Genomic DNA, 25,394 nt, shown 5'->3' on the forward strand with positions numbered 1-25,394 from the left:
AAATCCCTCTCGCCCGCTCAACGTTTCCAGAAAATGGAACAAAAAGAAAAAGCCCAGAATCATTCGAATCAACGAACAATTCCGAGCTTCTACATGCCGCCGACGGGGGTCGAACCCGTACTCTGTCTCCAGAAAGGGATTTTAAGTCCCTCGTGTCTGCCAATTTCACCACAGCGGCGCAAACCCGGCTTACAAAGCCCTGCTGCCCTCTGGCTTGGGAGGGAACCGGGAATAACAGGTGTGAGGTAAAATGTCATCCAAATGACTTGCCGTCACTTGAAGTAACATGAAATTCAGCGATATTTATGATACAATAGTTTCCGTATTTTGTCAAGAAAAACCGCTTATTCGGTGCTGCTTACACCTTGCCGCCGTGCAGCTCGGCGTACATCCGGGAGCGGCACTCGGCCACTGCGGGGGTCATATTGACGTAGTGCTTGTGGGGGCACTCCAGACGCAGCTCGCTCTCCCAAGTTTCCTCGGTGAGCTGCTTTGCAATATAGGCCTTCTTCTCCGCAATAGAGGGCAGTTCAATGGCCAGCTTACCGCCCAGAATATGCGGCACCAGCAGCGGACGCACAGCGGTGGGGGTAAAGGTGATGGTGCGCTCGATGGCGTCCGAATCCAGATTGACCATGGTGACCGGCTTACCGGCCTCGATGACCTCGCCGTCCATGGCGATCAGGTCACACTGCGCCTGACCGTTTTCGTCGTACAGGCGCCACGGCATCTTTTTGCCCGGGATGATGGCCTTGCTGGCGGAGTCCGAGCACTTCATCTTGGGGGTGTAGCTGCCGTCCGGCTTCTTCACCGCCACCAGCTTGTACACGCCACCGAACACAGGGTCGGAGGCAGAGGTGATGAGGTTTTCGCCCACGCCGTAGGAGTCGAAGTGTGCGTGCTCGTACAGCTCCATATTGGCGATCTTTTTCTCGTCCAGACCGTTGGAGGCCACCAGCTTGATGTAGGGCTTGCCGGCGGCATCCAGTGCCTTGCGCAGCCGCTTGGAGCCGCGGGCAAGGTCACCAGAGTCGATGCGGGCGCTCTTAACACGGCGGTTGGGATCGTTGGGATATTTCTCAATGAGATAATCGTCCAGCTTGATCAGGTTGGGCAGGCCGCTTTCCATAATATTATAGGTATCCAGCAGCAGGCTGACCGAATCCGGGTAGGTATCAGCAAAGGCCTTGAACGCATCGAACTCGGTGGGGAAAAACTCGATAAAGCTGTGCGCCACGGTGCCCACGGCCTTGACCTCTGCGCCGAACTTCATCTCGGCCAGACAGTTGGCCGTACCGATGCAGCCGCCCAGCACTGCGGCGTAAGCGCCATCGTTACCGGCGCTCTCGCCCTGTGCGCGGCGGGTGCCGAACTCCATGACGTTGCGGGGGGTGTGGGTGTTCAGGCCGGTGACGCGGGTGGCCTTGGTGGCGATCAGGCTATGGAAATTCATGGTCTGCAGCAGGTAGGTCTCGATCAGAATCGCGCCTACCAGATCGCACTCGATGCGCACCATCTGCACATGGGGGTAGCAGACCGTGCCCTCGGGCAGTGCGTACATGTCGCCCTTCCACTTGTAGGTGCGCAGATACTCGCAGAACTCCTCGCTCATGCCCTTGGTGCGCAGCCAGTGGATATCCTGCTCATTGAAGTGATATTCCAGCAAAAAGCGGGTCAGTTTGCGCTGGCCTGCACTGATGGAATAGCCCTGATTATCCGGGTTTTTGCGGAAGAACATATCAAACACCAGCGTGGTATTCTTAAAGCCATGCAGGAACAGGCAGTTTGCCATGGTGAATTCATAAAAATCCACCACCATCGCGGGGTTATCGTAGTCCTCATCGGGGATATAAGGCTCAACCTTGATCTCGTTCATGAATGTTTTCCTCTCTATTTATACCCGGCGTCAGCTCTTCCCTACTGCGCGCCGCCTGCCGCTTGCCCGGCAGGGGGATCCTCCGCCCTGTCATGACAGAGCGTTTCTATCATGATAGCACGATTCCCCTGCCGGTGCAAGTATTTTCGCGCAAAAAGACCGCTGCACAAACGCTGTGCAGCGGTCTCTGCGCTTAAATCAATAGATTCTCTTCAGAACAGGCTTAGCCGTTCATGATGCTGGGGGTGGCATTTTTCAGCACAACGTCGTGGCTGCCGCCCTCCACGATGGAGGTGGAAGAAACAACGGTCAGCTTGGCCTTCTGCTGCAGCTCGGGGATGGACAGAGCGCCGCAGTTGCACATGGTGCTCTTCACCTTGTACAGGGTGGTCTGCACGCCGTCTGCCAGAGGACCGGCGTAAGGCACATAGCTGTCCACGCCCTCCTCAAAGCTCAGCTTGGTGGAGCCGCCCAGGTCATAGCGCTGCCAGTTGCGGGCACGGTTGGAGCCTTCGCCCCAGTACTCCTTCATATACTGGCCGTTGATGCGCACCTTGTTCGTGGGGCTCTCGTCAAAGCGGGCAAAGTAGCGGCCCAGCATCACGAAGTCTGCGCCCATAGCCAGCGCGAGGGTGATGTGGTAGTCATGGACGATGCCGCCGTCGGAGCAGATGGGCACATAGATGCCGGTCTCCTTGTAGTACTCATCGCGTGCCTTGGCAACCTCGATAACAGCGGTAGCCTGACCACGGCCGATGCCCTTGGTCTCGCGGGTGATGCAGATGGAGCCGCCGCCGATGCCGATCTTCACGAAGTCTGCACCAGCCTCAGCGAGGAAGCGGAAACCCTCGGCGTCCACCACGTTGCCGGCACCCACCTTGACGGTGTCGCCGTAGTGCTCGCGGATCCAGCCGATGGTGCGGCTCTGCCACTCGGAGTAGCCCTCGGAGGAGTCGATGCACAGCACATCCACACCGGCCTCTACCAGTGCGGGCACGCGCTGAGCGTAGTCGCGGGTGTTGATGCCGGCACCCACAACGTAGCTCTTGTTCTTATCCAGCAGCTCGTTGACGTTTGCCTTGTGGGAGTCGTAGTCCTTGCGGAATACCATATACACCAGATTGCCCTCGGCATCCACCAGCGGCAGGGTGTTGATCTTGTTGTCCCAGATGATGTTGTTGCAGTCGTGCAGGGAGGTGTTGGCCGGAGCAGTGACCAGCTTTTCAACGGGGGTCATAAAGGTGGTGACGCAGGCGTCGTCCGGGGTGTGGTTGATGCGGTAATCGCGGGAAGCCACGATGCCCAGCAGCTTGCCATTGGGAGTACCGTCGGCAGTGATGGCAATGGTGGAGTGGCCGGTGCGTGCCTTCAGCTCCAGCACGTCATGCAGGGTGGCAGTGGGAGCCAGATTGGAATCGGACACCACATAGCCGGCCTTGAAGCTCTTGACGCGGCGCACCATAGCGGCCTCGTTCTCGATGCTCTGAGAGCCATAGATAAAGGAAACGCCGCCCTGACGAGCCAGTGCAATGGCCAGCTTATCGCCGGAGACCGACTGCATGATGGCGCTGATCATGGGGATATTCATCTGCAGCGGGCACTCCTCCTGTCCCTTGCGGTACTTGACCAGCGGGGTCTTCAGGCTGACCGCCGTAGGCACATTCTCCGCAGAGGAATAGCCGGGGACCAGCAGGTACTCGCCAAAGGTGCGGGAGGGTTCTTCGTAGAAATAAGCCATAATCAAACTCCTTTTCTCTTAGGGTGTATCTGAAAAGTCGAAAATTTAGCCTATTTCTACAAGCACAGCTGGATTTTGCGTTAAACAGCCTTGAAATCCACAAAGGATTCCTGCGGCTATTTGCCTTAAATCCCGCTTGTGCTTGCGAAATATTCGTCATTTTCTTTGTTTCCAGATACACCTTTAACGCATCCGATAAAGATCAGCATCAAAATCCTTCATGTTTGCTGCCTATAAATTGATTGTATATACTTTACCACAAAGCCCGCAAGAATACAAACCCCTGCCGCGCCAAACTTTATAATTGTCCTTTGCGGAAAAACAGACAAATTGCCAAGCGTTTTTAGGCATTGGTCATACTTTGATTTTTGAAGTATCACTTTTGCAGGCAAATCAGAGCTTACAGAATGCAAAAAAGCTCGTCCGGAACATCGGACGAGCCCTTTTGCACACGAAGCGGGACACTGCCTGTGCGGCGCATGGGTCATAGCTGTGAAGGAGAACAGCCGGAGGAGGAGGACCCGCGCCCAGTATCCCAAAAAACAAGAAGAAAAAGATTTCACACACAGCCTTGGGGCTTTGCCCTTGCTGTAACCATATTGTAACTCTTTTGAAACCATTTTGCAATAGGGTTTTGTAATTTTTTTGTAATTTATTTTGTTAACTTTTTATGTCCTGCCCCGCCGGGCTGTCGCAAAGATTATTTCCCTTTTTGTACCCGGTATGGTATACTGGCTATGAATATGCTGCCACAGGCAGAAAAAAGGAGTTTAGGATACGGTATGAAAACAAAATTGGGTATTGTGGGCTGCGGATTTCTGGGCAACATCGTGGCTGACGCGTGGAAGAAGGGTCTGCTGCCGGACTACGAGCTGGTGGGCGTGACCAGCCGCACCCGCGCTTCGGCTGAAAAGACCGCCGCCAATGTCGGCTGCGCCGTCTGTGAGGACGTGGACGCACTGCTGGCACTTGAGCCGGAGTACATCGTGGAGGCGGCCTCGGTGGAGTCGGTGCGCGCCATGGCCATCCCGGTGCTGAAACGGGGCGTGAATCTGGTCATTCTGTCCATCGGTGCCTTTGCGGATCTGGATTTCTACGCACAGGTCAAGGCAGCTGCTGTGGAGGGCGGTGCCAAGGTGCACCTGGCCAGCGGTGCTATCGGCGGCTTCGACGTGCTGCAGACTGTCACCCTGATGGCACAGGCGCAGGGCCTGCCGGAGACCGCCGGCATCGAGACCCATACCGGTGCAAAGGGCTTCCGCAACACCCCGGTGTGGGCAGAGCATCTGCTGACCGACACCGAAAAGACCACCGTGTTCACCGGCAACGCCAAGCAGGCCATTGCCACCTTCCCCCGCCGGGTGAACGTGGCTGTGGCTACCTCTCTGGCCACCACCGGCCCCGAGAGCACCGGTGTGACCATGCACTCCGTGCCCGGCTGGGTGGGCGATGACCACTGCATCACTGCCGAGATCGAGGGCGTGAAGGCTGTGGTGGATATCTGCTCTTCCACCAGCGCCATTGCGGGCTGGAGCGCCGTCTCTCTGCTGCGCAATCTGGCCTCGCCCGTCTGCTTCTACTAATATAAGGAGGAGTCCGTCATGTTTGAAAAGCTTGTTGCCATTGAGCCTGTCAGCCTGATCCCCTCTGCCGAGGAGGAGCTGCACCGCTACGCCAAAGAGGTGGTGCTGTACCGGGACGTGCCTGCCAGCGACGACGAGATGGTGCGCCGCATCGGGGACGCCGACGCCGTGCTGCTGAGCTACACCTCCCGCATGGGCAAGGAAGTCATTGCGCAGTGCCCCAACATCCGCTATATCGGCATGTGCTGCAGCCTGTACTCTGAGGAAAGCGCCAACGTGGATATTGCCTACGCACGCACCCGGGGCATTCAGGTGCTGGGCATCCGGGATTACGGCGACCGCGGCGTTGTGGAGTACGTTCTGCACGAGCTGACCGGCCTGCTGCACGGCTTTGGGATGCCTATGCTGCGGGACGAGCCGGTGGAGATCACCGGCCTGAAGGTGGGCATCGTGGGGCTGGGTGTTTCCGGCCGGATGATCGCCGATGCGCTGCAATTTATGGGCGCAGAGATCAGTTACTTTGCCCGCAGCGCAAAGCCGGACGCCGAGGCTGCCGGTATGACCTTTAAGCCGCTGGCTCAGCTGCTGGCTGAGAGCGAGGTGGTGTTCACCTGCCTGAACAAGAACGTGCTGCTGCTAGGCGAAAACGAGTTTACCCAGCTGGGTGCAGGCAAGGTACTGTTCAACACTTCCATCGGCCCCGGCTTTGACTCCGCTGCGCTGGAAAAGTGGCTCGATCTGCCCGGCACCCATTTCTTCTGCGACACCCGCGCCGCCGCAGGTCCCGTGGCCGAGGACTTCTTTGCCCGGGAAAACGTGCGCTGCGCCAATGTATCCGCAGGCCGCACCAAGCAGGCTTTTGTGCTGCTGAGCAAAAAGGTGCTGGACAACATCCGCACCGCACTGGGCGAATAAGCGGTGCATTTTGCGCGGCCTGTTGTTCTTGCATCTTTTCCCCGATTGTGGTATGCTTTCTATTATAAAAAGGGAGCCCGCGCAAAGCGGACTGAGAGTGGGCTGCATTGCCCTGACCTGTGACCTGATTTGGATCATGCCAACGTAGGGAGATAGCGCTTTTATCTGCGGATATGTCTTTGCGGGCATATCCGCATTTTTGCTGCAAAGGAGCATTTTACCCATGAAAACTGCATTGACCATTGCCGGCAGTGATTCCAGCGGCGGCGCCGGAATTCAGGCCGATATCAAGACCATGACCGCCAACGGCGTGTTTGCCATGAGCGCCATTACCGCCCTGACGGCACAGAACACCACCGGCGTGACCGCCATTTTTGACACCACGCCGCAGTTTCTGGCACAGCAGCTCGATGCCGTGTTCACCGACATTTACCCGGATGCGGTGAAGATCGGCATGGTATCCTCTGCCCCGCTCATCGACACCATCGCCGAGCGGCTGCATTTTTACGGCGCAAAGCACATTGTGGTGGACCCTGTGATGGTGGCCACCTCCGGTGCAAAGCTGCTGCAGGACGATGCTGTGCAGGCGCTGACCGAAAAGCTGCTGCCGCTGGCTGAGGTGCTTACCCCCAACATCCCGGAGGCTGAGATTTTGTCCGGCATGAGCATTGCAAACGCTGCCGACATGGAGGCCGCTGCCCGCACCATCAGCGAGCGCTACGGCTGTGCCGTGCTGTGCAAGGGCGGCCACCAGATCAACGATGCTGACGACCTTTTGTGGCGCAATGGCACCGGCAAGTGGTTCAAGGGCAAGCGCATCGCAAACCCCAACACCCACGGCACCGGCTGCACCCTGTCCAGCGCCATTGCCTCCAATCTGGCCAAGGGCTACGACCTTGACACCGCCGTGGAGCGCGCCAAGGCCTACATTTCCGGCTGTCTGTCTGCCATGCTGGACTTAGGGCACGGCTCCGGGCCCATGGATCACACCTTCAACCTGAAGGGAGATTTTGTCCGTGACTGACCTGCCCTTTGTCTCGGCGCTGGTGCAGGCCGACCTGCCTGTGTGGGAGCAGTGTTTGCAGACCGAGTTTCTGCAAAAGATGGAAAACGGCGCCCTGAGCGAGGACTGCTTTAAAAGCTACCTCGTAGAGGACAGCCTGTATCTGCGGGAGTACGCCAAAATTTTTGCGTGGGGCATGACCAAGGCCACCACCATGGCTGCCATGCGCACCTACTATTCCCTGCTGTCCTTTGTGCAGGAGAATGAGGACCTGACCCGACTGCGGTATCTGGAGCAGTACGGTCTGCGCGAGGCGGATATCCAAGCCTTGCCCCTGCGCCCGGAAAGCCGCGCCTATCTGGACTGCATGATCGACGCTGCCCGCACCGGCGAGGGGGAAGCTGAGTGCCTGATGGCCTGCCTGCCCTGTATGCTGAGTTACGGATGGCTGTTCCAGATGCTTTTGCAGCGCTCCCCCGCCGTAAAGGACACCTACTACGGCGCGCTGGTGCTGGACTACGCCGGTCCCGGCTACGATGCCGCCTGCCGCGCATGGGCAGAACGCGCTGAAGCAGCCTGCACCGGCCTTTCGCCGGAGCGTGCCGCCCGTTGCCGCGCGATCTTCCGCGCCTGCTCGGAGCACGAGCTGCACTTCTGGGAGATGTGCGCCACGCCCCGGACGGATATTTAAGAATAAATATAGAGAACCCGGAAGGTCCGCAGACCTTCCGGGTTCTCTTCTTATAAAATCTTTATCGCAGCACCGAGAGTTCCTCGATGCCGTAGCGCTGCATCAGGGCGATGGCCGCCGGGGTGATCTCCTCGCCGCTGACCGCCACAGGGATGGCGGGCGGGCAGGACACCGTAGGCATGGCACACACCCGTCCCAGCGCCTTGTGCACCGGGATGCGTACCTGTGCGCCCAGCACCGCCTGCCGGATGGTACAGCGCTGCACCGCCTGCTGCTGCAAGGCGGCAAACTCCCCTGCCCGGTTCTCGGGGCGGGGCAGCCCGGCAGGCACAGCCGCCAGAAGCTGTTCCAGCGCCGTTTGCAGGCGTTCAAAGTCCTGCGGCGGGTTTTCCGGGGTGAACATCAGCACCACATAGCGGGGGTCGGCGTACTCGCACTCCATCTGTGCGCGGCGTAAAGCCTCTGCCAGCGCTATGCCGGTGCAGCCAAGGGCAGCGGCGTCCAGCGTGAGCTTCATCGGCTCCTGCTGTGCCCCGGCAACTGCCAGCGGCACCGGACACTGCCGCGCCGCTGCGGCCTTATTCAGGCTGCGGCGCAGATTCTCCAGCGCAGCGCAGCACTGCGCCAGCTGCCGGGGGTAGTCCCCTGCCAGCACCGCGTTGCAGGCATCCAGCGACTGCAAAATGAGGTAAGAGGGGCTGGTAGAGCCGAACAGCGCCAGCGCCCCCCGCACAGCCGCTTCGTCCTGCACAGGGGCATCGTGCGCCAGATGCAGATACGCACCGCCGGTGACCACCGGCAGGGTCTTGTGGGCAGAGTCGCAGCACATGGCCGCGCCCTGTGCGATGGGGTGGCAGTTTTGCGGCAGAAAGCGCAGGTAGGCGCCGTGGGCGTTATCCACCAGCAAAGGCACGCCCTGCGCCCGGCAGACCGCCGCCAGCGCCGGGATATCCTGTACTCCGCCCAGATAATCCGGGCTGGTGACGTACACGCCAAAGGGGGTGTTGTCCTGCTGTGCCATCGCGTGCAAAGCCCCTGTCAGTGCTTCGGCTGTGACGGGGCAGCTGCACAGTGCACCCTCTGCCTGCGCAGACGGCCAGAGCCAGCGGATATCAAAATCCAGCAGCGCCGCCGCATACAGCAGCGCCTTGTGGGCGTTGCGGGCGGCCAGCAGCACCGGGCGCTTACCGTTTTGCGGTGCGCCTTGCAGCGCCAGAAACAGCATGGCACGGATGCACTGAGACGAGCCCTCGGTGCTGTAATAGCTGTGTGCCGTGCCAAACAGCCGGGTGGCGTTGGCTTCGCTTTCGGCAATAATGCCCTCCGGCGCGTAAAGCTCGTCTGCGCCGCAGATCTCGGTGATATCCAGCGGCTCAAAGCCTAAAAGGCTCTGCCCCTTGTGGCCGGGCATGTGCAGCCGGGCGGTGCCGGACTTTGCATAGCTGCGCACAAAATCCACGATGGGGGTGGTCATGCTCATTCGCAGGCTTCGCCATCGGCGCAGGCGTTGCAGGTAGAGCCCAGCTCAATAGGCACCTCGATGCCCTTGGCTGCCAGTTCCTGATTCTCGGCTACCTTGATCATGATAGCGCACTCCATGCGCTTTTTGAACAGCTCGCAGCCGTACTCGTACACGCCGGTAATGCTGCCGGTGGCGTGGTAGGAGTTGGCAGCGCAGCCGCCGGAGCAGTACAGCTTTGCCCAGCAGTCCTGACACTCCTTGCGGGCGTAGGCGTTGCAGTGCTTGAACTCATCCCGCACAGCGGTGTTGGTAACGCCCTTCCAGATATCGCCCAGCAGGTACTTGGGGTCGCCCACGAACTGGTGGCAGGGGTACAGATCGCCCCAGGGGGTAACAGCCATGTACTCGGTGCCGGAGCCGCAGCCGGAGATGCGCTTATAGATGCAGGGGCCGCCGGTCAGGTCGATCATGTAGTGGTAGAAGGTAAAGCCTCTGCCCTCGCGGTCGCGCTTGATCATCTCCTTGGCAAGGATCTCGTACTGCTCCTTCAGGATGGGCAGGTCGGCCTCGGTCAGGGCGCTGGGGTCGCTGGGGTCGCAGACCACCGGCTCCATGCTCAGCTCGGTAAAGCCAAGGTCTGCCATGTGGAAGATATCGTTGGTAAAGTCGGTGTTAAAGTGGGTATAGGTGCCGCGCATATAGTAGTTTTTGTCGCCGCGCTTCTTGACGAACTCCTGGAACTTGGGCACGATGCGGTCGTAGCTGCCATTGCCTGCGCAGTCCACGCGGAAACGGTCGTTGACCTCCTTGCGGCCATCCAGACTCAGCACCACGTTGTGGCACTCCTTATTGCAGAAGTCGATGACGTCGTCATCAATGAGTACACCGTTGGTGGTCATGGTAAAGCGGAAGTTCTTGTTATGGATCTTCTCCTGCTCGCGGCAGTAGGCCACCAGCTTTTTGACCATCTCAAAGTTCATCAGCGGCTCACCGCCAAAGAAGTCCACTTCCAGATTGCGGCGGGTGCCGCTGTTCTCGATGAGGAAGTCCATGGCGCGCTTGCCCACTTCAAAGCTCATCAGGGCGCGGTCGCCGTGGTAGCGTCCCTGCGAGGCAAAGCAGTAAGAGCAGCTCAGGTTGCAGCTATGGGCAACGTGCAGGCACAGTGCCTTTACCACAGTGTTGCGGTTTTTAAAGTCGAAAGCCATGTCCTTATAGACATCCGGGCTCCACAGCTTGCCGTTTTCCTTCAGGCTGGTCACGTCATCGATGCACTGGCGCAGATCCTCCTCGGTCACGTCCGGGCGGCTGCCGTATTTTGCCAGCATGGCGGCAACGATCTCGTCTGCGGTATGCTCCGGGTACATGGCGATGACATCGTAGGCCACCTCGTCCACAACGTGCACCGAGCCGCTGCAGGTGTCCAGCACGATGTTATAACCGTTCAATTGATACTGATGTACCATTTTACACTCCATTCCAGATTACACAAAAAAATGCCGCCCGGCAAAGGCGGCATAGGGTTTGCAAAAATTACTTGTTGCTGTTCTCGCACTGCTGGTTAGCCACGCCGCAGGAGGTCTTGCAGGCGGACTGGCAGGAAGTCTGGCACTCGCCGCAGCCACCGGTCTTAACGCTCTTGGTCAGGTCACGAGTAGCAATAGTCTTAATACGCTCCATGATAGAAACCTCTCTAACTCTCAAAATTTTATCGCGCCGGACATAGTTCCGGTACGCTTTTATCTTGTAATAGGATATCACGCAGCGCGCCTTTTGTCAAGATTTTTTCGCTAAGCCTTTTTACCCGCCCATGGGCTGGTAGCGGGTAAGCACCGTATGCAGCCCCAGCTCTCGGGCGCGTGCCAGTAAGTACCGGTAACGGCACAGCAGCGCCTGCCGCTCGTAAATACGCTGCTCGATCAGGTCCGTATCCACCTCCATATCAAACATCATCTCGTTGCGCTTCAAACAGAACAGGCATTCTTTCAGTTCTTCTTCCAGTTCCGGGTGGTAGCGCTCGTGCTCGGTATCCCGCGGGACGCGGGGCGAAAGCAGGGTCTGGGCGTTTTGTGTGGTTCGTTCCGGCATAGGCATCCTCCTTCTGGTACTTTGCAAGGTTTTGTACCTTCCAGTATAGGCGGTGCGGTGCGCAGAACCTGCCGAAGTGTGGCAGCGCTCCGGCATAGATTATCCGGCGCTGCTGCGGCATTTTCCAAAAAAGTACAACTTTTTTCAAAAATATGCTTGACAACTCCGGGCTTTTCCCGTATAATAGCACACGTTGAGCGGCTCACCCCGCAAAACACAACAGAATATTGGGGATTTGCATAGTGGTAGTGCGGTAGACTCTGACTCTACTTGTGGGAGTTCGATTCTCTCATCCCCAACCAGACTAAAGCCATCTGAGGAAGTTCAGGTGGCTTTTCTGTTTATATCATTCCAAACTGCAGCCGTGAGGCCATGACTCTTCAAAACTTGAAGAGTCATAACTCTATTACCACTTTGGATTTTTGAAGAGTGACGAAAAAGAAGCACATCAGCGTTTAAAAGTTCACTCTTCAAGATGAAGAGTCATGGCCTGAAAACGCAGTTTTCTTTGCTTTTTGTTCATGACTCTTCAAAATCCCTGTGGGTCATAGGGAACTTTTGAAGAGTCACCCCTGCCGGGGCGGGACGATTTAGAATGCGCTCCGCGTTTGCTCTGCGCATAATTAGCGGAATTAGTTTTTTACTCGAGATTCAGAAAAGCCTGCGGGCTTTTCTGAATCTCCTTTTCACCAGTGGGGTCGTAACGGTCAACTGCATTTGCAATTCAGACCACCATTTAACCATTGCAGCCCTCCCCGTGAAAATGGGATAGCGGAGCGCATTTCCAATCGTTCGTACTGCACAAAAAACCGGGCAGCCCGCAGACTGCCCGGTTTTTGCTATACAGTTGACCTGCCCTGATAGGGCTTTCTTTTACAGAATGGTGATGCGGCCTGCGCCGTAAGGCTGCTCGTAGTTGAGCAGGTAGCCGGGGTATGCGGCCAGCGGGCTGTTGGCGCTGGACAGGTGCGGCAGACCCGCAGCATCTGCGCCGTCAAAGGTCATGGCGTAGGTAGACATCACCAGATAATCCTCGGACACATAGTCCTTGATCAGCTCTGCGCCGTCAAACATGGCAAAGCCATCGCCCAGATTACGCAGGGTGTAGTTCATGCCGGCCAGTGCGTAGGTAGTGCCCGGGTCCAGCGGCAGATAGCTGCCGGAGGCCTTATCGTAGATCTTCACGTTCTGCACGCGCGGGGTGCCGGTGGCGCTGCCGATCCAGACATTCTTCTCGTCGGTCTGCACAGTGTTGGGGATATCGGTGTGGATCTCGTAGGTAGCACCGGCCACCTGCAGGAAGCCGCCGTTCTCCTTGCCATCCTCGCCTGCAAAGCGGGCTGCAAACTCCAGTGCGTCTTGGATCTGCTTGCCGGTGACCGACATCAGGCAGGCCACGTTGCCAAAGGGGCTGATCTGCTTGCAGGTCTTGAAGGTCCAGTCGCCTGCAGGCACATCGGCGCGGATGCCGCCGCCATTCATGATGGCCACATCACAGTGCAGCTTTTCCACCTCGTTGAAGTAGGTGTAGATGCCGTCAGCCACAAAGTCGCCGAGGTTGGTCTCGGCAGAGCGGATGCGGCGCTTGCCGGTGGCGGGGTCAGAGACGTAGAAATCGCTGTCGCCCACAGCGATCTTCTCGCCCAGCATATCGTCCACGGTGTTCACCCAGCCGGTCTGCATGGCGGCAATAGTGGCATCCATGCCCTCGTGGGTGGGGATGAGCTTGGTGGTAATGGTGCCGTCCGCAGCGATGGTCATCTCGCCAACGTTTGCAAAGTAAGAGCCGGTCTGGGTCAGGGTGACAGCCTTGCCGGAGGCATCCTGCACCTGCTTGTTCTCCATTACGGTATGGGAGTGGCCGTCGATAAAGGCGTCAAAGCCGCTGGTGTGGGCAATGACTTCCTCACTGGTCCACGGAGAGGAAGAGGGGTCTACGCCCAGATGGCCCAGACCGATGACCACATCCGCCAGAAGCTTTGCCTTATCAATGGCCTTCTGCACGGCGTCATAGAGCTTTTTGCCGTCCTCGCCGCCCTGAATATCGTAGATGTACTTGCGCTGTGCCTTATCCATAAAGTAGGCCGGGGTGGACTTGGTAAAGGTCTCGGGGGTGGTCACGCCCACAAAGGCAATGCGTCTGCCGCCGCGCACGAACACCTTGACGGAGGGCAGCACACGCAGCGTAGTGCGCAGGTCTACCCAGTTACAGGACAGGTACGGAAAGTCGGCTTCCTTCATGATGGCCTTGGCGCGGTCCATGCCGTAGTCAAACTCGTGGTTGCCGGGGGTGGCGACATCGTAACCGGCAGCGTTCATCAGCTTGATGATGGAGGCACCCTCGTCCATGGAGCCGTAGGCGGTGCCCTGCACATGGTCGCCTGCATCCACCAGCAGCACATCCTTGCCGGCATTCTGATAGCTCTGCTTCAGGTCGGCAATGGCAGCGTAGGTCAGCTTGGGGCTCTGCTTGTCGATGTAGGTATGGACATCGTTGGTGTACAGGATGGTAACGTCAGACTTGTCACCATACCAGCAGGCCGATGCGGCAGGCGCACCGATGGCCATGGATGCAGCGGCAGCGGTCACACCAGCAGCCTTTAAAAAGCTGCGACGGGAAATAAGTTGTTTCACAGGAAAACGACCTCCTTTTATTTTTGGCGTATCGCATTTGAGGCAGGCTCTTCCCTCCTGCCCTTTCAATAGCTCTAGCATAGCACAGAACGCCGCCGCAAACAAGCCAAAATCATTCTTTTGGCACAAATTATTTTCACGTTCCGCTTTATTTTAACATATATTGTACCATTTTTACACAAATTCTATGCAAAAAAGACCTTCCCGTGCCCTGTCGCAGAGCAGCGGAGAGGTCTTTTTTAGGGGGGTGTTGACCCGTTGCCGGATCTATCGGAGGAGAGGGAAATATCAGATAGCGTTATACTCCTTGAGGAACTTCTCAAGGTCGGTGCCCTCGATCTTCTTCAAAGCTTCCTTCAGAGCCAGACGCGGGATCAGCGGCAGATCCATGTCGGTGATCTTCTTGCCGTCGCGCAGCTTCACGGTGGCATCGATCAGGGCGCGCACATCATAGGTGCTGCCCCAGACCTCGGGCACGCCGCGGTCAATGTTCAGCAGGGTGTACACGGCCTCCATACCGGTGCGCATGGAGTACTCGGTGGTGAAGATGGTATCGCGGGCGGTCTCGGCAAACTGACCAAGGAAGGCGAAGTTCACAGCACCCTCGGGCACAACATCGGGACGGTCGCCCATGGCACGGGGCATGAAGAAGGCGTCGATATAAGGCATCATCACAGGCACGGTGTTGGCACTGTGCTCTGCCAGCTCCGCGATCTGATCCTCGGGCACGCCGATGTGGTACAGCCACTCCATGCAGATCTCGCGGCCGGTGCAGTCGCGCATGGGCTTCTTGACGTAATCGCCGGGCTTATCGCTGAACAGGCCGTACACCCAGACGCACAGCTGGTTCTTGGGCTGATCCTTGAACTGCTGCTGACGGTTCAGCGTCCAGCTGAGCAACCAGCTGGAGTCCTTGACGGTGACGATGCCGCCGGTGACGGTATGGCCGCTGAAGGGATCGCGCTTGCAGATCTTGCGGATATACTGAGGGATCTTGTCGTCCAGCGTGGTGATGGTGGCACTCTCCCAGTTGCTCAGCTCCGGCTCGGAGCAGAACTTTTCCGGGTGACCGAAGGAGGGATCCTGTGCGGCGATCTTCTTCCACAGATCCCAGCCGTTGCCGGGCTGGATGGTGGGGTCAAAGCCGGTGGCCTTATCCTGTGCACCCACGGTGCAGCTTTCCACACAGCCGCCGTTGGTGATGAACAGCAGATCGTTCTCGGTCAGGTCGATGTTAGAAGTCTCGCCCGCGTGCTCCACGGTAACAGAGCTTGCCAGCTTGCGGCCCTTCTGGATGTCGAACTTCACATCCGTGACCTTGGTGTTGTAGTGGAACTGCACGCCAAAGCCTTCCAGATAGCGCACCATGGGCAGGATGATGGATTCGTACTGATTATAGCGGGTAAAGCGCAGGGCGGTAAAGTCCGGCAGACCGCCGATGTGGTGGATATAGCGCTTGAGGTACAGCTTCATCTCCAGAGCGCTGTGCCAGTTCTCGAAGGCGAACATGGTGCGCCAGTACATCCAGAAGTTGGAGTTGAGCACCTCGTCATCGAAGAAATCGGTGATCTTTTTATCCTGCAGCTGCTCGTCCGGGGTAAAGAACAGCTTCATGATCTCCATGGCACCCTTATCGGACAGGCCGAATTTGCCATCGGTGTGAGCATCCTCGCCGCGGTTGACGGTGGCACGGCACAAGGAAAAGTTGGGATCCTCCTTGTTCAGCCAGTAGTACTCGTCCAGCACACTGGCACCCTCGGTCTCCAGAGACGGGATGGAGTGCAGCAGATCCCACATAACTTCGAAGTGGTTATCCATCTCGCGGCCGCCGCGCATCACATAGCCGATATCGTACTTGTAGCCATCGCAGGCGCCGCCGGCCAGTGCGTTCTTTTCAAACACATGGACGTGCTCGCCCTTCATCTGGCCATCGCGCACCAGATAGCAGGCAGCGGTCAGGGCTGCCAGACCGGAGCCGATGATATAAGCGGATTTATGATCCACGCCCTCCGGCTTTTTGGGGTGTGCAAAAGCTTCATAATTGCCACTGGAATAGTACATAAAAAAGCCTCCCTGCTTCCATATTTTCGTTTCACAGCCTTCATCGTGCTGTTCTCTATGGCAACAGTATACCCCGCAAAGTGAACAGGAACAACAAACAAACTTTGCCCTGTGTATAGATTTTTTACATCCTCCTTCATTTGCTGGAATTGCGTACAAATTGTGACATAAAGCAAACCCTCTCAGGCGCTTCGCGCCAGCTCTCCCGAAGGGAGAGCTTTATCAGCGCTGACCGTAAGAGATACTTAAAAGCTCCCCCTGAGAGGGCAGACTTTCCCCGCACCGGGGGAAGATGTCACCGTAGGTAACAAAAGGGGGAATCTGGCAAAGCCGCAAGGCTTTGACTGAGAGGGTTTCTCTAAGCAAATCTTCCCATACAAAAAGAGAGCCGCCGCACAAGGTTCTGTGCAGCGGCTCTCCGGTGGATTTTAGTTCATCTCTTCCAGAGCCTTTTTCAGGTTCTTTGCGATCTGGTCCGGGCAGCTGGTGCTGCGGAAGCCGCACAGCGTGCCGTCCAGACGGGCAATGGCGTCCTCTGCCTTCATGCCGGTAAGCAGCTGGCAGATGCCCTTCAGGTTGCCGTTGCAGCCGCCGACGACCTCGATGGAAGCAATGGTGTGGTCATCGTTCAGCACAAAGTTGGTCTGCTTGGAGCAGGTGCCCTTGTTCGGGAAGGAAAATTCCTTGCTCATAGTCTTTACGTCCTCTCTCTTTTACGTTTTTCGGCGATGGCGCGCAGCTGCGCTGCGGCTTCGTCCGGTGCGGTACAGGTGCCGATGGGGTGCGGGTGCTTGTGGTTGCGGCCATGGAAGTCCGTGCCCGCAGTAGCCACAAGGCCGTACTGCTTGCACAGTGCAAGGCACTCGGTGCTGTCCTCCGCACTGTTGCTGGGATGGTACACTTCAATGCCGTCCACTGCGCCCTCTGCTGCCAGCTCCCGCAGCAGGGGCATACTTTTATACACCGTGGGGTGGGCAAACACCACCGCGCCGCCGCTTGCCTTGGCGGTAGCCAGCACCTGCCGCACCGGCAGATACTCCGGCGAGTGCAGCACGATGCCCCGGGGGTTCCACCCGAACAGCTTGTGGTAGGTCTCGCCGTAGATGCTGCCATCGGTCAGACCCAGCAGTTCCAGTGCCTGCATCAGTCCGCTTTTGAACAGCACCCCGCTGGCCTTTGTGGTCTCCCATGCAAGGTCGGTGGTAAACTGCGGGTACAGCTGCTCCAGCTCCTTTGCGCTCTGCAAAGCGCAGGCGTTGCGGCGCTCCTTCATGATGGCGCAGTGCTCCCGCAGCGCCGGGCAGTCCACGTCCGGGTAGTAGCACAGCAGGTGCACCCGGTGCTGGCGCTCAAAGTCGTAGCCGGTCAGCTCCACGGCGGGGATCAGCTCTACCCCGTCCTGCCCGGTGTGGGCGTAGGCGTACTGAGCGCTGAGCAGGGTGTCGTGGTCCGAAAGGGCGATGGCGTGCAGCCCGGTGCGGGCGGCGATGGACGCCAGCCGCTCGATGGGCACAGCACCGTCGGAGCAGGTGGAATGGATATGCAGGTCACAGGACATAGCGGGTTACTTCCTTAGTGCTTATAGAAATTGATCAGGCAGCCGTCGGCCAGGATCTGGCGCTCGTCGGTGGTGAGCGGAGCCATGTACAGCTCAAACTCCTTGACGGTATCGCCCAGAACATAGGCCTTGATGTTCTGCAGGTCGCCCTTGAGTGCTTCCCGCACATTGGGGATGAGCACATAGTCCCCCAGACCAAAGGGGGTGGCGCCTGCCAGCTGCAGGGGCAGCATGCCCCAGTTGATCAGGTTGGAGCGGTAACGCTTGGTGGCGTACTCGGTTACGATATTGGCACCGGCACCCAGCACACGCTGGCAGCTGGCGGCCTGCTCGCGGGCAGAGCCGTCGCCGGGCTTGACCGCAAAGATGGTAGAGGCGATCTGGATATCGTTCCAGCTCAGCTTCTCGCAACCGGGCACGGCGTTCACCTTTGCCAGCAGAGCAGCGTCCCCTGCACCGGCGCGGCGGGCGTTTTCTTCGGCCTGCACAGCCTTGGCGCGGCCCACATACTCCGGGTCCTTGCGGCTGAGGGTGAACTCGGCCAGACCCAGGGGATTAGAGCGGTAAGAAGAGGTCTCACCGGAGGGGATCAGCTCATCGGTGGTGGTGACGGGATCGGTGATATAAGAAGCCACCTTTAGCAGCAGATTGTCGCCCAGCGGTGCGATCTCCGGCCAGTCCTTGATGTTGGGGCCAAATTTGAGCAGGGCATCGTAATCGCCCTTGCCAAAGCCCTGATACACGCGGGTGTCGTAGCTGGAAGCATCGTACTGGTACTCCGGCACGGTGGGATCATAGTCAATGTCGGTGGCGGGGGTCAGGATGCCGCCGTTTGCGGTGGTGGCTGCAATGCTGCGGGCATCCATCAGTGCCACACCGGCCAGCTGGCCGCTGCCGGGCTTGGAGCCCTCGCGGCTGGGGAAGTTGCGGGTGGTATGACGGATGGACAGTGCACCGTTGGCGGGCACATCGCCTGCGCCGAAGCAGGGGCCGCAGAAGGCGGTGCGGATGGTAGCGCCGCTAGCCATCAACTCGCCGATGACGCCGGTGCGCACCAGTTCCATCATGATGGGCTGACTGCCGGGGTAAACGCTCAAGGCGTAGTCGCCGCAGCCGCCGGTATGACCCTTGAGGATGGAAGCAGCCTCGTAGATGCTGTCGTACAGACCGCCTGCGCAGCCTGCAATGACACCCTGATCCACACGCAGCTTGCCGTTCTCGATCTTGCTGCACAGATCCAGCTGCACATCCTTGCGGCCGATCAGCTTCTGCACATCCTGCTCGCAGGCGTGGAGGATGTCCTCCAGATTTGCGTTCAGCTCCTCAATGGTAAAGGCGTTGGAGGGGTGCATGGGCAGGGCGATCATGGGACGGATGGCAGAAAGATCCACTTCCACCACGCCATCGTAGTAGGCAAGGTCTGCCGGTGCAAGCTTTTTGTAGTCTGCTGCACGGCCGTGCACCGCCAGAAAACGCTGGGTGACTTCGTCGGTCTCCCAGATGGAGGACAGACAGGTGGTCTCGGTGGTCATGGCATCAATGGCGTTGCGGGTATCCTGCCGCAGGGAAGCAATGCCGGGGCCCACGAACTCCATGACCTTGTTTTTGACGTAGCCGCTCTTGAACAGCTTGCCCACAAGGGCAATGGCTACATCGTGGGGGCCGCAGCCCGCCGGCAGACTGCCGGTCAGGTAGATGGCCACCACACCCGGGCGGGCAACATCATAGGTGCGGCCCAGCAGCTGCTTTGCCAGCTCGCCGCCGCCCTCGCCGATAGCCATGGTGCCCAGTGCGCCGTAGCGTGTGTGGGAGTCCGAGCCAAGGATCATTTTGCCGCAGCCGGCAAAGCGCTCGCGCATATACTGGTGGATGACTGCCATGTGCGGGGGCACAAAGATACCGCCGTACTTTTTGGCAGCGGACAGGCCAAAGCGGTGGTCGTCCTCGTTGATGGTGCCGCCCACAGCGCACAGGCTGTTGTGGCAGTTGGTAAGCACATAAGGAATGGGGAACTTTTCCAGCCCGGAAGCACGGGCGGTCTGGATGATGCCCACAAAGGTGATGTCATGGCTTGCCATGGCATCAAACTTGATCTTCAGGTTCTCGGCATCGCCGCTGGTGTTGTGTGCCTGCATAATATTGTAGGCCATGGTACCGGTCTTAGCCGCGGCAACGGCAGCGGCATCAAAGCCCTTTGCTGCCAGCGCTGCGGGTGCATTGCCATCTGCGGGCACCCACTCTCCGCGCGCATAGTACGCACCGCCAGTGCTGCATTTGATCATATCCAACATCTCGATTCGCCTCTCTTTTTGTATTTTCCCGCCCGCCGCAATTGCGGGCATTGCCCCGGCAGTGCGGCTATTCATCCCGAAAACAGCCGTCCCCTTAGCCTTCACCCCTTGGGGGAAGGTGGCGCACAGCACCGGATGAGGGGTATTTCTTGGCAACAGCACCCTCATCAGTCGCCTGCGGCGACAGCTTTTCAAAGACTTATAACCCCTGCCCTGTTACGGCAAAAGCCGTATTTAACTTTTATTATAGCATGAAAGGGCGAAAAGAAAAAGCATTTTTTATGAACCCTTACTGCACCTTTGCGGCGGCTTCCTGCTGCTTTTCCTTTTGCAGTTTACGGAACACCACAAAATAGGCCGGGATCAGGAAAAAGCAGGCAAAGAGCCATGCCACCGGGCTTGCGATGCAGGCGGCAAAGTAGCCCCACAGCGGCACGAACCAGAAGCCCACCATGGCGCGGGCGATCATCTCAGCCACACCGGCAAACATGGCAAGGCCGGAGTGCCCCAGACCCTGAATGGTGTAGCGGTAGATGATAAGCACTGCCAGCGGGATGTAGAACACACTGTTCCAGAAGATGAAGTCCTGCGCATTGGCCATAATGGCGGTCTCGCCTGCGTCCAGGAACAGGCCGATCAGGGGCTTGTCCAGCACGCGCAGGATGAGGAAGGAGGCCACGCTGTACACGCAGCCGATGCCCAGTGCGGTGTTCACGCCGCGGTTCACGCGGCCCAGATCCTTCGCGCCCATATTCTGGCTGGTGTAGGTGGTCATGGCGGTGCCGATGCTCTCCAGCGGCACGCTGAGGAACTGCGCAGCCTTGCCGCCGGCGGTCTGCGCGGCTACGATATCGCTGCCCAGACCGTTCACCGCGCCCTGCAGCACCACGCTGCCGATGGCAGTAATACTGCACTGCAGACCCATGGGGAGGCCCATGGCGCAAAGCTTTGCGCAGTGCGGAGCGCTGATGCGCCCTTCTTCCTTATTCCAGCGCAGTTCCGGGTAGTGGCGCATGATGTAAATAAGGCTGCCGATGCCTGCCACAGCCTGACTGAACACGGTGGCAAAAGCCGCGCCGAACACGCCCATGTTGAACAGGATGATGCAGGCAAGGTCCAGCCCGATGTTCAGCACGCTGGCCACCAGCAGGAAATACAGCGGGCGCTTGCTGTCGCCCAGTGCACGCATCAAAGCGCTGGTCACATTATAAAGCAGGGTGAAGGGGATGCCAGCAAAGATGGTGCGGATATAGATATCCGCAAGGTCGATGATATCGGCCGGGGTGTTCGTCCACACCAGCACCAGACGGGTCATAGCCACCGTAACGATGGTGAGCACCGTGGCAAAAGCGATGGACAGCCACACGGTATTGGCGGTGTAGCGGCGCATCTCGTGGTGGTCGTGGGCGCCGAAGGTCCATGAGATGGGGATGGAAAAGCCACAGGCAATGCCGTTGACAAAGCCCAGCACCAGATAGTTCAAACCGCCCACGCTGCCTACCGCCGCCAGTGCTTCCACGCCCACGAACCGCCCCACGATGATGGTATCGGCCAGATTGTAGAACTGCTGGAACAGGCTGCCCAGCATCAGCGGCACAGCAAAGGCAAGCAGCAGCTTCAGCGGACTGCCCTGCGTCATATCTTTGGTCATGGAAATATACCTCCTGCCCACACAAAAAAGATGGATGTTCGCATTTTTGCCGTGAAAAACGCCCTGCCGGAAAAGCGGCAGGACGTTGTAAGGATTCATGAGTGGTATTATAGCGGAGCAGCGCCGGTTTTACAAGACTTGGTTTGCATCAACATTTCCATTTTTTTGCCCAAAGAATTGGTGATTTTGCTCATTCCGCGTAGTGTGCCAGAAACTGTTTGGTGCGCTGTTCGCGCGGGTGGTCGATCAGCTGCTTTGCAGGACCTTCTTCCACCACCACACCGCCGTCCATAAACAGGATGCGGTCGGCCACATCCCGGGCAAAGTGCATCTCGTGGGTCACGATGATCATGGTGGTCTTGCGGTCGGCCAGCTCCCGCAGCACCCGCAGCACCTCGCCGGTCAGTTCCGGGTCAAGGGCGCTGGTGGGCTCGTCGAAGCAGAGGATGTCCGGGTGCAGCGCCAGCGCCCGGGCAATGGCCACCCGCTGCTGCTGCCCGCCGGAAAGCTGGTGCGGGTAGTGGTCTGCCCGCTCCGAAAGCCCCATCTGCGCCAGCAGTTCCCGCGCCTGCTGTTCCAGCTGGGCGTGCACCGCCTTTTTGTTGGCGCGGTAGTCCGGGCGCTCCTTTGCCAGCAGCTCCCCTGCCAGCATCACGTTCTGCAGCGCCGTATACTGCGGGAAGAGGTTAAAGTTCTGGAACACCAGCCCGAAGTGCAGCCGCTTTTTGCGGATCTCGCTTTCCCGCTGGGTGGCGGGGTCGGCGGCGTCCCACATGGTCTCGCCGTTCACCCGGATGCAGCCGGTGTCCGGCCGCTCCAGAAAGTTCAGGCAGCGCAGCAGGGTGGTCTTGCCGGAGCCGGACGAGCCGATGATGGCCAGCGCCTCGCCCTGCTCCAAAGTAAGAGAAATATCCTTTAAGACCTTTGTATCTCCGAAATTTTTGCCAATGCCGGAGGCTTCCAGTAATGCCATATTCTTAAAACCCTCCTCAGCAGCGGAAATAATCCAGTTTCTTTTCAGCCCAGTTGAACAACAGGGTGAGCGCGCCTACAAACACAAGGAAGAACAGCGCCGTGGAGAACAGCGGCCAGATCAAGCCCTTTGCGCTGTACTCCTTGGCCATCATGATGATCTCCTTGTTGGCGATGGTGTTTGCCAGCGAGGTGTCCTTGACAAGGGTGATGATCTCGTTGCCCATGGGCGGCAGGATGCGCTTGACCACCTGCAAAAGGGTGACCTTGAAAAAGATCTGCGTGCGGGTCATGCCCAGCACCTGCCCGGCTTCGGTCTGCCCTTTGGGCACGGCCTCGATGCCGCCGCGGTAGATCTCGGAAAAATAGCAGGCGTAGTTGATGGCAAAGGCCACCACCGCCGCCACCATGCGTCCGCCGGAGCCGGAGGGCCACGGATTATTCATGCCCAGCAGACCGGGGCCCAGATAAATGACGATGATCTGCAGCATCAGCGGCGTACCGCGGATGACCCAGACAAAGGTCTTTACCGCACCGGAAAGCAGCCTGCACCGGCTCATGGAGCCAAAGGCCACCACCAGCCCCAGCGGCAGCGCAAACAGCAGCGTAAGGGCAAACAGCTCACAGTTGAGCAGGAACGCGCCGGAAAGGCGCCCAAGGATCACAGACACAAAAACACACCCATCTATCGTTTTGTTTTACGCCCGGCTCAGTCGGCCAGCGCCAGCTCGTACTTCTCGGCCAGTGCATGGTGCCGTCAGCCTTCAGCTCGTCAAAGGCGGCGTCCATTGCGGCGGCGGCATCGCTGCCCTTGCGGAAGGCCACGCCGTACTCCTCGGCGTTCAGCTCGTCCACAATTTTCAGGCTTGCATAGTCGGTGCCTTCACCGATCATGGCGTTGGCAAGGGTCAGGTCCAGCACAGCGGCGTCTGCCGTACCGGCAGCCACTTCCATCAGGCAGTCGGTCTGCACGCTCTTGGAAATGTAGTCAGCCTTTGCAAGGTTCTCATCGCCCTGAATGGCGGCTTCGCCGGCAGAACCAGCCTCGGCCACCACGGTCTTACCGGCAAGGTCGGCGGTGGAGGTATAGGCTGTGCCCTCCTTTACCACCACGACCTGTGCGTTCTTGGCGTAAGCCTTGGTGGTGGCGGTGTTGGCCATGATATCCTCGGTCAGGGTCATGCCGTTCCAGATGCAGTCGATGCTCTTGGCGTCCAGCTCCACCACCTTGGTGTCCCAGTTGATCTCTACGAACTCCGGCTCTACGCCCAGCTTTGCACACACCGCAGTGGCAAGTTCGGTATCAAAGCCGGTAAAGTTGCCGTCGACGTCGGTGTAGTTCATGGGCTCGTACACGGTGTAGCCGATGACCATTTTGCCCTTGCCCTTGATGTAATCCAGATCGCTGCCCGCTGCAGCAGAAGCCGAACCGGCTGCGCTGCCGGAAGCAGATGCCGCAGCAGAGGTGGATGCACTGCCGCCACAGGCTGCAAGGCTCAATGCCAGAGCACCGGCCAGAAATGCACTTGCAATACGCTTGAGTTTCATATCTTTTTCCTCCCATGGGGGACGTTCTGCGTCCCGCTTCCCTCTCGATTTACCATTTTACCATGCTAAAGTGGTAAACTGTAGCTATAGAATAGCGCGTTTGCCGCCGTTTTGCAAGAGGTAAACCCATTTTTTTGCACAATGCACTGCTTTGCCCCGCCTGTAAGCCCGCTTTTTGTGGGAAAGTGTGCACATACCCCTTCCGGCTTTGCGCCTGAGGGGGTATCCATAAAAAATCCCCCCGCACTTTTTGTGCAGAGGGACATCCTGTTTTTATGATTACTGCTCCGCCATGGCCTTCAGCACCGCCTTTTGCAGGTCGGTGACCGAGATGGTGCACAGCGCCTTCAGGTCGGCATCCGTGCCGTCTGTGGAGAGCTTGCCGATCTCCACGGCGTTTTTGCCCTTCAGGTAGCCGCACCAGCCTGCGCTGTGCTCGTACCATTCCTTGCCTAACGCGCTTGCGCTGCGCATTCCGTAGCGGTCGCCCAGCTCGTTTTTGGTGTACACCGGCTCCCGCGGGGCAGATACGGTGCCGTCCGCGCTGACGGTCAGCTCCGGCTCGGTCATATCGCCGATAGCGCTGGTCACCCGGGCGTTCTCGTCCATAGTCACCACCGCCAGCGTGATCTTAGCCTGCACCTGCGCGTCCTTGTCGTCTGTGCCCGCAAGCCCCTGTGGCATTTCGGCCACCTCTACACCCAGCTTGACCGTATCGCCCCGGGCAGCACCCAGCACCTGTGCATTCTCGCAGGCGCGGACGACAGCATCCCGGTAACGGTCCACCGCGATGGTGCAGCCGGAGAGAAGGTCTGCATCTGTTGGCTTGCCGTCCGCATCCGTTTTCAGCTTCTTCACTTCGTCCGGAGTCTTGCCCTCAAGCCAACTGCCAAAGGCGTCTGCCTGCTCTGCCCAGCCCTTTTTCAGACCGGACACCTCTGCCAGTGGGTAGTCTTTCCCTTTCTGGCGCTTGGTGCGGGTGTCGGTGGGGGTGGTCACCTTGCCGGTGCTGTCCGCACTGACTGAAAGCTCCAGCTCATCCAGTGTCACCCCAGCCAGCTTGCCGTCTGCATCCAGCAGCACGGCAGCCGCTACGGTGTGGATGTTGCCCGCACGGTCTGTGCCGGTCGTCTCGGTCAGGACCCCCAGCCCGGTGCGCCACGCCGCGCTTTGCGCCGCGCTGCTGCCCGCAGAAGTGCTGCCGCTCACAGAACCGGAGCTGCTGCCGGAGTTTCCCCCGCCGCAGCCGGTCAATGCCAGTGCTGCCGCCAGCGTGCAGCACAAAAACCAACGCGATGCCTGTTTCATATCGTCACATACGCT

General features: G+C 58.6%; 20 protein-coding genes and 2 tRNA genes. 5 read left to right on the forward strand and 17 right to left on the reverse strand.

Annotation, left to right across the window (positions count from 1 at the left end; genetic code table 11):
* Nucleotides 1–94 precede the first annotated feature (94 nt).
* The 3 genes from C7J97_RS04050 to C7J97_RS04060 form a co-directional block, all read right to left on the reverse strand.
* Nucleotides 95–178, reverse strand: a tRNA-Leu gene (locus C7J97_RS04050).
* A 180-nt stretch (nt 179–358) separates the two neighbouring features.
* Nucleotides 359–1,876 carry a nicotinate phosphoribosyltransferase gene (locus C7J97_RS04055; RefSeq protein WP_113992103.1) on the reverse strand — a complete coding sequence of 506 codons (1,518 nt, stop codon included), beginning with the start codon at nt 1,874–1,876 and terminating at the stop codon, nt 359–361.
* Between the two features lie 223 nt (nt 1,877–2,099).
* Entirely contained in the window at nt 2,100–3,614 is a 1,515-nt protein-coding gene (locus tag C7J97_RS04060) for an IMP dehydrogenase (protein ID WP_005926656.1), read from the reverse strand.
* A 782-nt stretch (nt 3,615–4,396) separates the two neighbouring features.
* Between C7J97_RS04060 and C7J97_RS04065 the strand changes: the two genes are divergently transcribed.
* The 4 genes from C7J97_RS04065 to C7J97_RS04080 all read left to right on the forward strand — a co-directional run bounded on the left by C7J97_RS04065 (nt 4,397) and on the right by C7J97_RS04080 (nt 7,806).
* Nucleotides 4,397–5,197, forward strand: coding sequence for an aspartate dehydrogenase domain-containing protein (locus C7J97_RS04065; RefSeq protein ID WP_055184721.1), 801 nt, complete (start codon nt 4,397–4,399; stop codon nt 5,195–5,197).
* Nucleotides 5,198–5,215: 18 nt separating this feature from the next.
* Nucleotides 5,216–6,112 carry an NAD(P)-dependent oxidoreductase gene (locus tag C7J97_RS04070; RefSeq protein ID WP_113992104.1) on the forward strand — a complete coding sequence of 299 codons (897 nt, stop codon included), beginning with the start codon at nt 5,216–5,218 and terminating at the stop codon, nt 6,110–6,112.
* A gap of 223 nt (nt 6,113–6,335) precedes the next feature.
* Nucleotides 6,336–7,136, forward strand: coding sequence for a bifunctional hydroxymethylpyrimidine kinase/phosphomethylpyrimidine kinase (gene thiD, locus C7J97_RS04075; RefSeq protein ID WP_005926669.1), 801 nt, complete (start codon nt 6,336–6,338; stop codon nt 7,134–7,136).
* Nucleotides 7,129–7,806, forward strand: coding sequence for a thiaminase II/PqqC family protein (locus C7J97_RS04080; RefSeq protein ID WP_113992105.1), 678 nt, complete (start codon nt 7,129–7,131; stop codon nt 7,804–7,806). The genes thiD and C7J97_RS04080 overlap by 8 nt, the downstream gene beginning before the upstream one ends.
* Before the next feature lie 61 nt (nt 7,807–7,867).
* Here C7J97_RS04080 and C7J97_RS04085 read toward each other — a convergent pair whose 3' ends face one another.
* The 4 genes from C7J97_RS04085 to C7J97_RS04100 form a co-directional block, all read right to left on the reverse strand.
* On the reverse strand, nt 7,868–9,286 hold the full coding sequence (locus C7J97_RS04085; protein ID WP_113992106.1) for an aminotransferase class I/II-fold pyridoxal phosphate-dependent enzyme: 1,419 nt from the start codon (nt 9,284–9,286) through the stop codon (nt 7,868–7,870).
* Nucleotides 9,283–10,734: a thioether cross-link-forming SCIFF peptide maturase gene (gene scfB / locus C7J97_RS04090; protein WP_170126631.1), complete on the reverse strand. Its 1,452-nt coding sequence runs from the start codon at nt 10,732–10,734 to the stop codon at nt 9,283–9,285. The genes C7J97_RS04085 and scfB overlap by 4 nt, the downstream gene beginning before the upstream one ends.
* 67 nt (nt 10,735–10,801) lie before the next feature.
* Complete coding sequence (gene scfA / locus C7J97_RS04095) at nt 10,802–10,948, reverse strand: six-cysteine ranthipeptide SCIFF (RefSeq protein ID WP_005926683.1); 147 nt, start codon at nt 10,946–10,948, stop codon at nt 10,802–10,804.
* Nucleotides 10,949–11,068: 120 nt separating this feature from the next.
* Nucleotides 11,069–11,356, reverse strand: coding sequence for a hypothetical protein (locus C7J97_RS04100; RefSeq protein ID WP_015538363.1), 288 nt, complete (start codon nt 11,354–11,356; stop codon nt 11,069–11,071).
* Between the two features lie 228 nt (nt 11,357–11,584).
* Here C7J97_RS04100 and C7J97_RS04105 point away from each other — a divergent pair.
* Nucleotides 11,585–11,658 (forward strand) — tRNA-Gln (locus C7J97_RS04105).
* 571 nt (nt 11,659–12,229) lie between these two features.
* Here C7J97_RS04105 and C7J97_RS04110 read toward each other — a convergent pair.
* The 10 genes from C7J97_RS04110 to C7J97_RS04155 all read right to left on the reverse strand — a co-directional run bounded on the left by C7J97_RS04110 (nt 12,230) and on the right by C7J97_RS04155 (nt 25,379).
* On the reverse strand, nt 12,230–13,990 hold the full coding sequence (locus C7J97_RS04110; RefSeq protein WP_113992107.1) for a bifunctional metallophosphatase/5'-nucleotidase: 1,761 nt from the start codon (nt 13,988–13,990) through the stop codon (nt 12,230–12,232).
* A gap of 288 nt (nt 13,991–14,278) precedes the next feature.
* Nucleotides 14,279–16,051 carry an oleate hydratase gene (locus C7J97_RS04115; RefSeq protein ID WP_113992108.1) on the reverse strand — a complete coding sequence of 591 codons (1,773 nt, stop codon included), beginning with the start codon at nt 16,049–16,051 and terminating at the stop codon, nt 14,279–14,281.
* Nucleotides 16,052–16,479: 428 nt separating this feature from the next.
* Nucleotides 16,480–16,743: a TIGR03905 family TSCPD domain-containing protein gene (locus C7J97_RS04120; RefSeq protein WP_113992109.1), complete on the reverse strand. Its 264-nt coding sequence runs from the start codon at nt 16,741–16,743 to the stop codon at nt 16,480–16,482.
* 5 nt (nt 16,744–16,748) lie between these two features.
* A complete protein-coding gene (locus C7J97_RS04125; protein WP_113992110.1) occupies nt 16,749–17,609 on the reverse strand; it encodes a PHP domain-containing protein in 861 nt (286 codons plus the stop codon).
* Between the two features lie 14 nt (nt 17,610–17,623).
* Nucleotides 17,624–19,891, reverse strand: coding sequence for a hydratase (locus C7J97_RS04130; protein WP_394371841.1), 2,268 nt, complete (start codon nt 19,889–19,891; stop codon nt 17,624–17,626).
* A gap of 298 nt (nt 19,892–20,189) precedes the next feature.
* Complete coding sequence (locus C7J97_RS04135; RefSeq protein WP_112120838.1) at nt 20,190–21,551, reverse strand: MATE family efflux transporter; 1,362 nt, start codon at nt 21,549–21,551, stop codon at nt 20,190–20,192.
* 190 nt (nt 21,552–21,741) lie between these two features.
* Complete coding sequence (locus C7J97_RS04140) at nt 21,742–22,524, reverse strand: amino acid ABC transporter ATP-binding protein (RefSeq protein ID WP_005926712.1); 783 nt, start codon at nt 22,522–22,524, stop codon at nt 21,742–21,744.
* Nucleotides 22,525–22,540: 16 nt separating this feature from the next.
* Entirely contained in the window at nt 22,541–23,188 is a 648-nt protein-coding gene (locus tag C7J97_RS04145; protein WP_005926715.1) for an amino acid ABC transporter permease, read from the reverse strand.
* Nucleotides 23,145–24,071, reverse strand: a complete 927-nt coding sequence (locus C7J97_RS04150; RefSeq protein ID WP_113992112.1) for a transporter substrate-binding domain-containing protein — start codon at nt 24,069–24,071, stop codon at nt 23,145–23,147. Before C7J97_RS04150 ends, C7J97_RS04145 begins: the two co-directional genes overlap by 44 nt.
* Before the next feature lie 279 nt (nt 24,072–24,350).
* The gene (locus C7J97_RS04155) at nt 24,351–25,379 is read right to left on the reverse strand and encodes a hypothetical protein (RefSeq protein WP_113992113.1); all 1,029 of its coding nucleotides are present in this window, start codon (nt 25,377–25,379) and stop codon (nt 24,351–24,353) included.
* Nucleotides 25,380–25,394: the final 15 nt, after the last annotated feature.

The sequence above is a fragment of the Faecalibacterium prausnitzii genome (assembly GCF_003324185.1).
Lineage (GTDB): Bacteria > Bacillota > Clostridia > Oscillospirales > Ruminococcaceae > Faecalibacterium > Faecalibacterium prausnitzii.